General features: G+C 57.8%; 15 protein-coding genes. 8 read left to right on the top strand and 7 right to left on the bottom strand.

Annotated features, from left to right (window positions below):
• Window positions 1-50: 50 nt before the first annotated feature.
• Window positions 51-956: a DUF1684 domain-containing protein gene (locus tag AC5S16_RS08580; RefSeq protein WP_493929631.1), complete on the bottom strand. Its 906-nt coding sequence runs from the start codon at window positions 954-956 to the stop codon at window positions 51-53.
• Window positions 957-1165: 209 nt separating this feature from the next.
• Between AC5S16_RS08580 and AC5S16_RS08575 the strand changes: the two genes are divergently transcribed.
• Window positions 1166-1936: a zinc ribbon domain-containing protein gene (locus tag AC5S16_RS08575; protein WP_493929630.1), complete on the top strand. Its 771-nt coding sequence runs from the start codon at window positions 1166-1168 to the stop codon at window positions 1934-1936.
• Entirely contained in the window at window positions 1933-2463 is a 531-nt protein-coding gene (locus tag AC5S16_RS08570) for a 5' nucleotidase, NT5C type (RefSeq protein WP_493929629.1), read from the top strand. Before AC5S16_RS08575 ends, AC5S16_RS08570 begins: the two co-directional genes overlap by 4 nt.
• 63 nt (window positions 2464-2526) lie before the next feature.
• Here AC5S16_RS08570 and AC5S16_RS08565 read toward each other — a convergent pair whose 3' ends face one another.
• Entirely contained in the window at window positions 2527-3159 is a 633-nt protein-coding gene (locus AC5S16_RS08565) for a YqaA family protein (protein ID WP_493929628.1), read from the bottom strand.
• A gap of 5 nt (window positions 3160-3164) precedes the next feature.
• Entirely contained in the window at window positions 3165-3677 is a 513-nt protein-coding gene (locus AC5S16_RS08560) for a MogA/MoaB family molybdenum cofactor biosynthesis protein (RefSeq protein WP_493929627.1), read from the bottom strand.
• A gap of 143 nt (window positions 3678-3820) precedes the next feature.
• On the opposite strand from AC5S16_RS08560, the gene tolA reads away from it, so the two are divergent.
• Window positions 3821-4918, top strand: a complete 1098-nt coding sequence (tolA, locus tag AC5S16_RS08555; protein ID WP_493929626.1) for a cell envelope integrity protein TolA — start codon at window positions 3821-3823, stop codon at window positions 4916-4918.
• On the opposite strand, the gene AC5S16_RS08550 is transcribed toward tolA, so the two are convergent.
• Window positions 4902-5108 (bottom strand): hypothetical protein, encoded by a 207-nt coding sequence (locus tag AC5S16_RS08550; RefSeq protein WP_493929625.1) that lies wholly within the window; start codon window positions 5106-5108, stop codon window positions 4902-4904. The genes tolA and AC5S16_RS08550 overlap by 17 nt on opposite strands.
• Window positions 5109-5128: 20 nt before the next feature.
• On the opposite strand from AC5S16_RS08550, the gene miaA reads away from it, so the two are divergent.
• From miaA to AC5S16_RS08525, 5 genes are all read left to right on the top strand, one after another.
• Complete coding sequence (gene miaA / locus AC5S16_RS08545; RefSeq protein WP_493929702.1) at window positions 5129-6064, top strand: tRNA (adenosine(37)-N6)-dimethylallyltransferase MiaA; 936 nt, start codon at window positions 5129-5131, stop codon at window positions 6062-6064.
• 112 nt (window positions 6065-6176) lie between these two features.
• Window positions 6177-7280, top strand: coding sequence for a phenylalanine--tRNA ligase subunit alpha (pheS, locus tag AC5S16_RS08540; protein ID WP_493929624.1), 1104 nt, complete (start codon window positions 6177-6179; stop codon window positions 7278-7280).
• Complete coding sequence (gene pheT / locus AC5S16_RS08535; RefSeq protein WP_493929623.1) at window positions 7277-9373, top strand: phenylalanine--tRNA ligase subunit beta; 2097 nt, start codon at window positions 7277-7279, stop codon at window positions 9371-9373. Before pheS ends, pheT begins: the two co-directional genes overlap by 4 nt.
• 152 nt (window positions 9374-9525) lie before the next feature.
• Complete coding sequence (locus AC5S16_RS08530) at window positions 9526-9807, top strand: hypothetical protein (protein ID WP_493929622.1); 282 nt, start codon at window positions 9526-9528, stop codon at window positions 9805-9807.
• Between the two features lie 29 nt (window positions 9808-9836).
• On the top strand, window positions 9837-10175 hold the full coding sequence (locus AC5S16_RS08525) for a cell division protein ZapA (protein WP_493929621.1): 339 nt from the start codon (window positions 9837-9839) through the stop codon (window positions 10173-10175).
• 79 nt (window positions 10176-10254) lie between these two features.
• Here the strand turns inward: AC5S16_RS08525 and yidC are convergent, their stop codons facing one another.
• The 3 genes from yidC to rnpA are packed head-to-tail and all read right to left on the bottom strand — an operon-like array spanning window position 10255 to window position 12738.
• The gene (gene yidC / locus AC5S16_RS08520; protein WP_493929620.1) at window positions 10255-12006 is read right to left on the bottom strand and encodes a membrane protein insertase YidC; all 1752 of its coding nucleotides are present in this window, start codon (window positions 12004-12006) and stop codon (window positions 10255-10257) included.
• A 10-nt stretch (window positions 12007-12016) separates the two neighbouring features.
• Window positions 12017-12346, bottom strand: a complete 330-nt coding sequence (gene yidD / locus AC5S16_RS08515) for a membrane protein insertion efficiency factor YidD (RefSeq protein WP_493929619.1) — start codon at window positions 12344-12346, stop codon at window positions 12017-12019.
• Window positions 12343-12738 carry a ribonuclease P protein component gene (gene rnpA / locus AC5S16_RS08510; RefSeq protein ID WP_493929618.1) on the bottom strand — a complete coding sequence of 132 codons (396 nt, stop codon included), beginning with the start codon at window positions 12736-12738 and terminating at the stop codon, window positions 12343-12345. The genes yidD and rnpA overlap by 4 nt, the downstream gene beginning before the upstream one ends.
• Window position 12739 lies beyond the last annotated feature (1 nt).

Genomic DNA, 12739 nt, shown 5'->3' with positions numbered 1-12739 from the left:
CGTCTGGAGCCAGCCCTGAGCCTAGCCGAAGGACGGTGAGCTTTCACTCCTCAATGCGAATATCGCTGCTCTCCCACTGGCAGCGCAGCTGCCAGCCTGTTCTTCTCAGGCGGAAGCGGGCAAGTCGCATAGGGCGTATACGCGCACGGAGGATTCTGCAGCCGATTGAAGTCCAGGACCACCTGCCCCGGCTTATCGAGGCCATTGTCCGGGAAATCCGTGTAGAGGAAGCGGGCTGCACCGTAGGTCGTGGTTCTACTGGTAGTGTCGCGCAGGATGAAGAAGAGCTGCTTGTCCCCAGGCTCTTCGAGGACCGGCTCAAGCTGGATGGTCTTCCCGTCAAGGATAAATTCAGCCACTCCCGGAACTGGCAGCTTCAAAGTCGTCCCGATAATCGTAGGAATCGACTCCTCATGCGCCGGAGTGAACGGGATCCATTTGGCCGTAATGCGGTAGCGCGGGTCGGGAACATACCAGTGCAATCCCTGGAAATGAACCCGCGTCGGCGCCTCTGAGTCCTTGATGCGCAGCGCATAGCGGTCGCCGCGATGAATCACCAGCAGGGTAAGCGTGCCTGCTTTCAACACAGTAGGATTCGGCCCTTCCGTATTAATCTTGCCCGCGCGTGCTGGAGCGTCATTGGCGGTTAGTCCCGAGGAAGGAGACGACAGGTACACATCGTTGCCTTTAAGCTCCAGCACCCCCAGGTGAGCATCGACAGCCGCGTTCAAGCGGATATGGTTGTCAGTCCCAGCCCCAAAGGTATTCACACCCGGTTGCAGCCATTCCAGACCAACCAGTGTAAGCCATCCATCGGGCGCAGAGAGGTGCCTGGCGCGGTCGGAGCGCCACTGCAGCAGGCCCTCCTTCCAGTGAGTATCAATCGTCGTGGCAGTTGCAACCAACGCCACGAGAGAAAGCACAAACCAGGAAAAAGTACGACGGGAAGCTTTCATTTTTGGATCCTTGAGAATTGGGAAGGAAACGGAATTTATACAGAAAAGAGGCGCAGGATCAGCGACAACAGAAGAGGAGTGAGCCGAAGGATGGATGGGAGTGGGTCACTGCTGAGAAGCGTAGCATAGAAGGAAAATATTCCCAATCCATAAGTGCGAGGCGCCGACGGCATGGCTACTGCATGCAATGGTAGACTGCGATTCTAGCAATGGACACTTCTCTCGAACATCTGTTTCACCTGCAGGACATCGACCTGGAGATTGCGCAGCTGCGGAAATCGATTGCTGCGCTGCCTCAACATCTGGCTGCCATTGAAGAAAAACTGCGCTCACAGAAGCTTGTTGTCGAGGATGCCGGCAAGGCGATCCAGGCGGAAGAACCGAAGCGGCGGCGCATCGAGAGCGATATCAAGGACCAGCAGCAGAAAATCGCCAAGTTTCGCGAGCAGTCGAGCGGCGTGAAGACGAATGAGCAGTTTCACGCGCTCCAGCATGAAATCACGTTTGCGGAAAAAGAGATTCGCCGGCTCGAAGATACAGAGCTTGAGAGCATGGAGCGGTCAGAACATCTGGAAGCCGCGCGCAAGGCCGCGCAGCAGGAGCTTGAGCGGCAGGCAGCATTCGTAGAGCAGGAAAAAGAATCTGCGCGCGTCGAGATCGGGCACAAGCAGGCGCTTCTGGATGAGCTTACGAAAGAGCACACGGAGCTCCGCAGCCAGGCTGATCCTGACCTGCTGGCCGACTATGACCGTATCGCGAGGGGGCGTGGCACGGCCATTGCCCGCGTAAAAGACCAGCGCTGTTTTGGATGCCAGATGGCCCTTCGTCCGCAAATGTGGAACCAGGTGCGGAGCGGGGCGCTGGTGCATTGCGAGAGCTGCGGACGGCTGCTCTACTACGAGTCTGTGGCCGACCCGGCTGGGCAACATGCTGACGATCGTCCGGACTGGAAGAACCGGACCGGCAGCACCGGATCATGAAACGTATCGCCATTGATATGGATGAGGTGCTGGCCGACACTCTCGCGGAGCACCTCGCGCGCTACAACCGTGACCATGATGAATCGATTGCCAAGGCTGATCTGGAGGGCAAGTGGCTCTGGGAGATTGTCTCGGCTGATCGTCAGGAGCGGCTCGATGGCTACCTGCACGCTGAGGATTTCTTCGAAAACCTGGAAGTGATGCCGGAGAGCCAGCGCGTCGTCAAGGCGCTGACGCAGCGGTATGAAGTCTTCATCGCCACAGCGGCGATGGAGTTTCCCAACTCGTTTGGCCCGAAGTTCCGCTGGCTGCGACGGCACTTTCCCTTCCTGCCGCCGACGCACTTTGTCTTCTGCGGCAACAAGGGAATTCTGAAGGCGGATTTCATGATCGATGATCAGCCTCTGAATTTCCGCCGTTTTTCAGGCGAGGGAATCTTGTTTTCTGCTCCGCATAACCGGAATGTACAGGGGTTTCGCCGGGTGGAGGACTGGCCGGATGTGGAGAGGCTGTTTCTGACGGATTAGCCTTACAAAAGCTCGCTTTACAGCCAACTACCCAGGTTAGCTACGCGAACCTGAGGCACCCGATCATTCCTGCGTTGTGTTTTTTCGTTTGCCCAGGCCTTTGCGCAGGGCAAAGAGGGTCAGCAACGCGAGAACCACGCCGATGCCGATGAACAAAGCGGCGGAATGCTTCTTTGTCAGGTCGTGGATGAGGGTGACGATCTGGGGGCCGTAGCGGATAACGAGCAGTCCTTCGACAGTGAAGCGGACGAGGCGGCCGAGGAAGACTGCTCCCAGAAAATCGCGGACGCGCATTTCGAAGACGCCGGCACCGAAGACGAAGAGCTTCCATGGAGTGGGCGGGGGCAGCATCGAGGGAATGAACAGGGCGAAGAACTCCTGGCGCTCGAAGCGGTCGCGCAGCTGCTCGTAGCGGGCGCGGTCCACACGCTTGAGGAGGAAGAGCTCACCTCCGGCGCGGCCCAGGTAAAAGGGCAGCAGTCCGCCGATGGATGAGCCGATGGCGGCCATGAGGCAGTAGAGATAAAAATGCTTTCGGTCGGCCCAGACGTAGCCCGAGATGATGAGGTCCATGGGCACGGGTATGGTGCTCGAATCGAGCATGGAGATGGCCCCCGCTCCCCAGAAGCCGAGCGGCTTGAGCACGGCAACCAGCCATGCGCTGAATTTGAGAAAAAGGGCTGAAAAACGTTTCAAGACGATTACTTGTTCCCTGCCTGGGAGAATGTTTCTGTTTGCTGGTGCTCTGTCTCGGTTCCGGCGAGGAGGCCGAGCGCATGCGGCAGCAGAGGCAGAACGGCGCGCAGAGACGTTGCCGCTCCCCGGGGGCTGCCCGGCAGGTTCACGATAAGCGACTGGCCCAGCGTTCCGCAAACGGCGCGGCTTAAGGACGCATAGGGCGTTTCCTTGCGGCCTTCGGCGCGCATAACTTCGGCAAGGCCATCGAGCATACGGTCACAGACGTTGCGGGTTGCCTCCGGGGTGACGTCTCTGGGAGCGACACCGGTGCCTCCGGTGGTGACGACGAGGGCAGTCTTGTCGCAATACTTCCGTAATGCGTCTTCTATGGATGACTGATCGTCTGGAACTGTAAGCTTCAGTGTGACCTCGAAGCCATGGGATTCAAGCAGCTCCGCTACAGAAGGACCCGAGAGGTCGGTACGCGTGCCCACAAAACAGGAGTCGCTAACGGTGATGACGGCTGCGGTGGGCATGCTTTTCCGATTGTAACGGGATGAAGCGCAAGAACTACCGTTTGTCATAGAAATGAGTCAAATTACATGGGTTTGTTGCGCTTGCCCGTGTGAGAGAATAAAAGATACAGAAAAACCGGCCGGCGGCCTGAAACCGTTCCCGAATGCCCATCACTGAAGTCCCAACCAGTCCCGCTGGCGCTCCACCCGAGCCGCCACGGAATCGCAGAAGCCAGCGCTACGAAAATCTTGACCGCCATGAACTGCTACAGGTCATGGACGAGCTTCAGGATGAGCGTTCGCGGGCGCGGCTGCGCGAAGTTTTCTGGGTTTCGATCATCGTCCACCTGCTTATTTTCTGGTTTATCGCATATGGGCCGCGGTATATCTTCCATCAGGTACGCGTGGTGGATCCTTCGACCGTTCTGCGGGAACGCGAAAAGCAGATGACCTATCTTGATCTGCCTCCGGATGCATTGAAGCAGATCAAGCCGAAACACTCGGATGTGATTTCAGACAAGGATCGTACTGCCCAATCGAAGAGCCCGACGCTCGACAGAAAGACGCTGCGCGAGTTGCAGGCGATGAAGCGCGCCGGGCCACCAGCACCTGCTCCGCAACCAGCGCCGCAGATGGGGCAGACGCCGCAGCCTCCGGCGCCACAGCAGCAGCAACAGGCGCAGGCTGCTCCCCCGCCGCCACAACCGATGCCACAGCAGCATCCTGCGCAGCCTTTGCAGCAAAACCAGCAATCGCAGCTTGAAGCGCCGAAGCCTGCGCCTACCCAGCCGAACTTTAATACAGGCGGAACAACGGCTGCGCAGGCGATTCAGCAGGCGGCGCGTAATGCCATGCGCGGGCAGGTAGGCGGAGGCGGCGATATGGGCTCCAATGCTCCTTCGCAGCATCCGGGAATCAATGGGTCAGTCGACATTCTGAGCGACACGATGGGTGTCGATTTCGGCCCATATCTGCGACGCATTATTTATGACACAGAGCGCTCGTGGTGGCCGATTATCCCTGAGTCGGCGCGTCCGCCGATCAATAAGGAGGGCAAGGTCGGCATTCGTTTCAGGATTCTGCCTGACGGGAGCGTGAAGGAGATGATCCTTGAATTTCCATCAGGCGACGTGGCGCTTGACCGCGCGGCATGGGGCGGCATTACCGGAGCTTCGCCCTATCCGCCGCTGCCTAAGGACTTCAAGGGGCCGTTTCTGGAGCTGCGCTTCTACTTCCTCTATAACCTCAAGCCTGGTGAGTAATAAGGGCTGGTGCAGCGAAGAAGCTGTCAGCGATGATACGGTCAGCTGAGAAGCGTAACCGCTTTTTAGCGGACCGCTCTTTAGCCTGGAAATGAATGCCTTGATCAAATACCGGAAGCGCCAGATCCTTGGGCTGATGATGATTGCCGCAGCTGTGCTTGTGATTGCACTGCTGCGCGCGCCGGCGCATACTGTTTTTCCTCGCGGATGGTGGCACGTTTGGTAGACCCGCTCCTTGTTGTTCTAGCTGGACCGACAGCCAGCGGCAAGACATCGCTCTCCCTGCATCTCGCAGAAAAATTCAACGGCGAAATTGTGAGCTGCGATTCGGTCGCGGTGTATCGCGATATGGAGATCGGCACAGCGAAGCCCGACAAGGCCGATCGCGAGCGGCTTCCACATCATCTCATCGATGTTGTCGCCCCTACGAAGCATTACACGGCTGGCGATTACAGCCGCGATGCTCGAGCGGCCCTGAAGGAAATCGCTGCCCGGGGGCATCTTCCGATTGTTACCGGCGGCACCGGGCTTTATCTGCGTGCATTGATTGACGGCCTCTTCGCGGGGCCGCAGCGGTCGCAGTCGCTGCGGGACCGGCTGAAGCTGAGCGCAGAGAGGCATGGCCGGGGATGGCTTTATCAAATCCTGATGAGGCTCGATCCAAAATCCGCCGCGCGTATCCATGCGAATGATCTGCCAAAGCTGATTCGCGCTCTTGAAGTCTGCATTTCTGCCCGGCAGCCCATGTCGGAAGCCTGGAAGGAAGGCCGAGATGCGCTGCAGGGGTTTCGTATTCTGCGTATCGGGCTTGAGCCCGAACGCGAACAGCTTTACGAGCGCATCAATCGGCGGGCGGCGGCGATGTTCGAGAACGGGCTGGTGGAAGAGACGCGCATGCTGCTGGAGAGATATGGCGAGGCTCGTCCGTTTGATTCACTTGGCTATAAGCAGGCAAGGGCGCTATTGCGCGGCGAGATCCGCAAGAACGACGCGATTGCTCAGGCACAGCAGGGACATCGCAACTATGCGAAGCGCCAGCTTACCTGGTTCCGCCGTGAGCCTGATATATATTGGCTGCGCGGATTTGGAGATGATGTGAGGGTGCAGAGGAAAGCCGTCGAGAGGCTGGAGGGAGGAATATCTTAGCGTGAAGGCAACCACTGATACGACGGGCAGCTAATCATCCCACAGGAAACATTCGCCTTCTATGGTCGGTTCTGTAAGGTTATTCCCCCTGTGATTTATCCTCAGAAGAGATATGTCGCAAGATGCTATTCCACCATTAAGCGGCTACGATGAAGCCGCACTGGAACAGGCCTTTGCCGCGTTGGGTCATGAGGTCGAAACCTCGGCGCGTGGGCTTGCCTCAGCTGAGCAGGTCGAGCAGTTCCGTCTGCACTGGTTGGGCCGCAAACAAGGGCGGCTCAAGTCAATCAGCGATGCATGGCTCAAGTCTGCGCCCGTAGAAGCCAAGAAGCCTCTCGGCCAGCGCTTTAACCAGCTCAAGGCGGCGATTGAAGAGCGCCTCGAGCGCGCTTCCGGAGTGAGCAGCCAGTTTGCGCTTGATGCGGAAGCGATTGACATCACCCTTCCAGGGACACGGCGCAGTCTTGGCGCTGAGCACCCGCTGATCAAGACCATGCACGAGATGGTCGCTGTCTTCCAGCGCATGGGATACTCGGTCGGCGTCGGGCCTGAGGTGGAAACGGATTACTACAACTTTGAGTCGCTAAACTTTCCGCCGGGGCATCCGGCGCGCGATACGCAGGATACGCTCGTCATAGCGAACCAGGAGCGCAAGCCGCTGCGCGACCGTCTGCTGATGCGGACCCATACTTCGCCTGTCCAGATCCGCACGATGGAGCAGCATCCACCTCCGGTGCGGATTGTGATTCCGGGCAAGGTCCATCGCAATGACGAGTCTGACGCCACGCACTCGCCGATCTTTCACCAGATTGAAGGCCTCTGTGTGGACACCAACATTACCTTCTCTGATCTGAAGGGCACGCTCGATCATGCGATGAAGGAGTTCTTTGGCTCGAGCGTGAAGACGCGCTTCTTCCCGTCGTTTTTTCCGTTTACGGAGCCAAGCGCGGATGTGCAGATCAGCTGCCCCTTCTGCGGAGGCAAAGGCTGCCGCAAATGCAAGCACTCGGGATGGATTGAGTTGCTTGGCTGCGGCATGGTCGATCCTGCGGTCTTTGAGTCTGTACGTGGCAAGCAACCCACCTATGACCCGAAAAAGATTTCGGGATTTGCATTCGGCATGGGCGTGGACAGGATTGCAATGATGAAATACGGCATCAGCGACATTAGTTTGCTGTACTCGGGTGACGCGCGGTTCCTGGAGCAGTTTGGATGAAGATACTCAGCGGCTGGCTTCGCTCTTATCTACCCAAACTCGACGTAACTGATCGGCAGTTGGCTGACGATCTTACGCTGCGTGGTATTGCCGTTGAGGGAGTATTTGATCTGGGGGAGAATGGCTCTCTCTTTGAGATGGACATTACGACCAACCGCGTCGATGCGATGAATCACTATGGCATCGCGCGCGAGGCTGCGACTATTTATGGGCTCGCGCTCAAAGAACTGGATACGGCGCTTCCTAAGGCGAAGCCTGCCGCCAAGCCGTTTCCGGTAAGTATTGAAGAGCCCTCGCTCTGCGGGCGCTTTACGGCGCGGGTGCTGCGCAACATCAAGATCACGCAATCGAGCGGCATTGTGGCTGAGCGCTTTCGTCTGCTGGAGCAGAAGCTCATTTTGAATGCCGTGGACGCGACGAATTATGTCACGCTGGCAATCGGTCAGCCGACACACGCATTTGATCTCGATAAGGTTGAGGGTGGGATCATCCTGCGCCGCGCGCGCAAAGGCGAAAAACTGCGCACGCTGGATGGAATCGAGCGGACACTCGACCCGGATGATCTGGTCGTAGCCGATGAGAAGAAAGCGCTCGCCATCGCCGGAGTGATGGGCGGCTGGGACACGATGATTACTCCGGAGACGAAGAACATTCTTGTTGAGGCAGCATGGTTTGACCCGGGCACGGTGCGCCGCAGCTCGAAGCGCCACCTGCTGCATACGGATGCATCGCACCGTTTCGAACGCAGAGCAGACTTCAACGCTCCGCCCGTTGCTTCGGCGCTGGTGAGCAGCATCATTCTTGAGGCGGGAGGCGAGATCGAAGGCGAGTTCGTTGACGCTGTGATTCCTGAAGCAGAACAGCGCACTGCCAGACGCGCGAGCATCAACTTTGCCGTCGGCGAGGCGCGCAGGATTCTTGGAAATACCGAAGACCAGGCCGGTATTACGGCGGCTGACTCGGAGAAAATTCTCAGCGGACTCGGCTGCACACTCAAGAAAGAGACTGGAGAAGCATACCAGGTGACGCTGCCGAGCTGGCGGCTTGATCTTGAGCGCGAGATTGACCTGATTGAAGAGATTGCCCGCGTTTACGGCTACAACCGCTTCCAGAACACGCTGCCGAGTTTTGAAGGCGCTGTTATCGAACTGACCTGGGCAGAGAAAGAATCCACTGTTCGCAGCACATTGCTCGGGTTGGGATGGACCGAGGCTGTATCGAGCACCTTCTGTTCCGCAGCGGACGCGGCTACATTTGCGCCGGAGCCCAACTCTGCCGTGCCGATGGGCAATCCGCTGAGCGAAGAAGCAGGCATGCTGCGGCCGTCGCTCGCCTCGGGAATGCTGGCGATGCTGGCACTGAACCTGAACCGCGACGTTGAGGACGCAATGCTCTTCGAGATGGGCACGGTCTTTTCCGGTTCTACGGACAGGGTCGAAGAGAAGCCAGCGCTAGCCATTGGCGCCGTGGGCAGGCTTCCGTTTGCCGGGCCGCTGCAGCCGGCTCGCGAGCTCGATTTTTATGACATGAAGGGCAGCGTGGAACAGCTGCTGGGAAAATTTGGGGCCAGATCGCTCTACTTCGACCGCTTTCCATCGGACTCAGGGTTGATGCCGTCATGGCTGCACCCAGGACGCTCGGCTCGCGCGGTTATCGACGGGGCCACGGTTGGTTATTTTGGCGAGCTGCATCCAGCGGAAGCACAACAGCGCAAACTGAAGCAACCGGTCTTTGTCGGCGAGTTTTATCTTGACCGTCTTTATAAGCAAAACCTGTGCCAGCCTGCGGTGCGCGAGCTGTCGCGTTTCCAGGCCGTTCGCCGCGACTTCTCTTTCATCTTTGCGGACACGATTTCCTATGGGCAAATCGCAGATGCGCTGTCGGCTCTGAATATCGGCGAGCTGCAACGCTTTGAACCGAAGGAGATCCTGCGCGACAAGGAAGGCAAGCGCATTCCTCAAGGCCATTTTTCGCTGCTGCTCGGCACGGTCTTTCAGGCGCAGGACCGCACGCTGCAGGAAGAGGAGTTACAGAAATTTTCGCAGCATGTGGTTGCAGCGATGGAAGGTCTGGGCGGGAAGCTTCGAGGCTGAAGCATTTTTCATTAATTCGGTTGCATGGAACGAAAGCTGTCTGACTTTCCGTATCAAACCAGTGCCATTTCCCTGGATTCTCTGCATTCTGTGAATTTCCTCCGGGGAAAAACGGCTATACTGCGCGAAGAACACTTTTGTTGAGGTATCCGATGTCCACCGTTGCACTGAATGAAGCTGAACTCCCCATGGCTGCCGATGATTTCAATGCGCTCGAACAGCGCGTTCTGCGCACTGTGGAGCTGCTCAAGAAAGAGCGCGACGCCCGCGCGACTGCCGAGCAGAATGCAGCGACACTGCAGCAGCTTCTTGACGAGCAGTCAGCGGAACTGAACAAAACGCAGGAACGGGTCAAGGCGCTCGAGCAGGAGCGCGAAACAGCGCGCCAGCGTGTCGAACGAATGTTGAAGCAGCTGGATGAACTTTCTGCCTGAGAAAAAATCGAACAGGAGCAGTTGGGCGAATGGCCGATTCTCAGCAAGAAACGAATGACCCGTTGCAGTTTGTCACAGTAGACATCTATGACCAGACCTACCGCCTGCGCGGACAGGATCCGGTCTATATTCAGAAGCTTGCAGAAATTGTCGACACCAAGATGCGCTCAGTGGCCGCGCAGGGCAAGACAGTCGATTCATTGCGCGTGGCCGTTCTGGCAGCTCTGAACATCGCCGATGAACTTTCTGCACTGGAAGAGCGGCTGAGCCAGCTCACCGGCACTTCAAAAGAAAATCTGCGCAGCCGCGCCACGAAACTTACTGGGTTGCTCGATGCTGTTTTGGGTGAGGAACGCAAAATCAGCTGAATCAGCAGCTCTGACTGGTATCAACAAAAAGGCATCCGGAAAACTGGATGCCTTTTTGTCTGGCCTAATAATCTGCGGCTCATCTTCGGGCCACTGCAGGTTTTCCCGTTCCAGCTTTCTTTGCGGCACGTTTGGCAGCCAGAGCGCGCATCTCCTTGCCCAGGGTGGTGCGGTTCATCACCATCTGCTGCACAATGCCCAGAATGTTGCTGCCTGCCCAGTAAAGCGCGAGGCCGGAGCCGATGTTCCACGTCATGAAGCCGAAGACCGCCGGCATGGTAAAAGCCATCATGCGCTGCTGCGCTGGATCGACACCCGGCGAAGGCGTAAGCCACTGTACCAGGAACATCGAAACGATAAAGAAGATGGGAAGAATGTGCAGTGGATCTGGAGAGGAAAGGTCCGGCAGCCAGAGCCAGTGCGCCTGCCGCAATTCGATGACATTCGAGAGCATGCGGTAGAAGGCAAAGAGCAGCGGCCACTGGATCAGCATTGGAATACAGCCGCCGAACATGTTCACGCCTTCGCGTTTCTGCAGGTCGAAGATTTCCTTGTTCATTTCCTGCCGGCGCGGATCGGTGGTCTTGTACTTCGCGTACTTGGCCTTGATCGCCTCCATCTGCGGCTGAATGCGCTGCATCTTGAGCGACGACCTCATCATCTGGAAGCGCGTCGGCAGCATCGCCAGGTTGAGCACGAGCGTCAGGATAAGGATTGCCCATCCCCAGTTGGGGACGACGTGCTCATGGAGGAAACGCAGGATGAGGAAGAGCGGCTTCGAGATGATGCCCCACAGCCCGAAATGGACTGCTTTCTCAAGGCTCACGCCGCCGGTCGGGACAGAGGCCAGCACGTCAATTGATTTGGGACCTGCAAAAAGGCGCACGCTGTAAGGCTGTGCTGTGCCCATTGCAGCGCCAAGCACCGGGGCCTGTTCTGTGTGGGCGGGATCGGGATTCTTCCGGTTCTGCGGAATGGGAATTGTGTTGTGCAGGGTTACGACGTCGGCATCTTTCGGGTTTTCCGGAAGAAAGATTGCCGCAAAGTACAAGTCGCTGACACCGGCCCAGTCGAAGGGTCCACGGAGAGTATCCCCGCCGATCACCTTCTTCACATCTGTCTGATCCGCCTTGCCATCGCGGGCTGTGTCGATGCCCGCTCCGGTGGCGTAGTGCGGTAGCGTGTCTTGATCGCCGAATCCAGAGGGCCATGAGAGCAATGCGGCGACGGGCGCGCCATTCTGCGTGACAGAAACCTCTCCGTGAATCACGTAGCTTGAATCGAACTTGAATGTCTTGTGGACAACGAGGCCGCCGGCGGAATATTCGAAGCTCAGCGTTCCGGGCGCCGTAATGCTGCCTGTTGCCGAGGGTACGAACATCGCCTGCTGCAGCTGGCTGCGCAGTCCTGCGTCATAGGTGTAAAGCGAGAGCGGATAACCAAACTTCGCAGCGGATTCACGATTTATCAGATCAAACGGCTTGCCGTCATCGTCCTTGTACTTCTTCAGGATCCACGATGTGACCTGGGCTCCGCGGTTGGAGAAGGTGATGCGGTACAGCTCGTTCTCCACCACGGTGATAGATTCCGTTGCAGCCTGGGTGCCCGGCGCTGCGGCCGCATTAGCTGTTGCCGCAGGAGCGGCGGGCTGCGCTGGTGCATTTGTGCTTGCGGTCTGTTGCTGCTGATTCGGCGCGGCCGCCGCAGGCTTCTTAGGCTTTAGAAAAAACTGCAGGCCAAGGAAGATGACGAGAAAGACCGCGGTGAATGCGAGCATCGTCTTTGAGTCCTGCCCGCCGCCTTGCTGGTTCGGATTTCGTATTTCTGCCAAGTGGTGCTTCCTATGATCTTGAATCGTGAGAGATTGCGCCTTTTTTTATGGTAACTGGCGAGGAATAAGTCTGCATGAATCCGCGCTTTGAAGGAACAGGATCAAAGCCTCCCGCGCAGCCGGGATGGCAGCGAAGAATGCGCTTCAAAGCCATCCAGCCGCCGCGCAGCAGCCCGTGTTCGTGGATGGCAATGTTTGTGTATTCCGAGCATGTGGGCTGGAAGCGGCAAGCTCCGCCGGTCATTCCGGCGCCAGCGTGCAGCACAGGCGAAAGCACGAACTTGTAGAAGGCGTGCATAGCCGCTAAGGGAAATACGTACGAACTGCGGCTCTGGTTCATGCCTGGCGCTCCGCTTGTTTTTGCGCGGCGTCTTCCACCCTGGCGAAGATTGTTGCTACCTCACCCTTGAGGCGGGAAAAATCCATCTCGAGCACGCTCTTTCGCGGATGCAGCACAAGGTCGACATTGGCGCGCAGCCGATCGAGATTCAATCTCACAGCTTCGCGCATGCGGCGCTTGATGCGGTTGCGTTCCACCGCCTTGCCGAGCACGCGGCCGGCAGTGAGACCAATGCGTGGGCCAAGTGCATCAGGGCGCGCGCAGAAAAAGTAGGTCATCGATGCGGAGAAATGTTTCCGGCTCTGCTGATAAACGCGCTGGTAATCAGAATGCCTGCTGAGGCGTGCGCCGCGCATCGTGCGCGGCATCCGTTCAGAAGCTTTTTCCAGCATG

It is taken from the genome of Acidobacterium sp. FHG110202_01 (assembly GCF_059115305.1).
The sequence above is the reverse complement of the archived record's forward strand: the minus strand, read 5'-3'. Positions and strand labels throughout refer to the sequence as shown.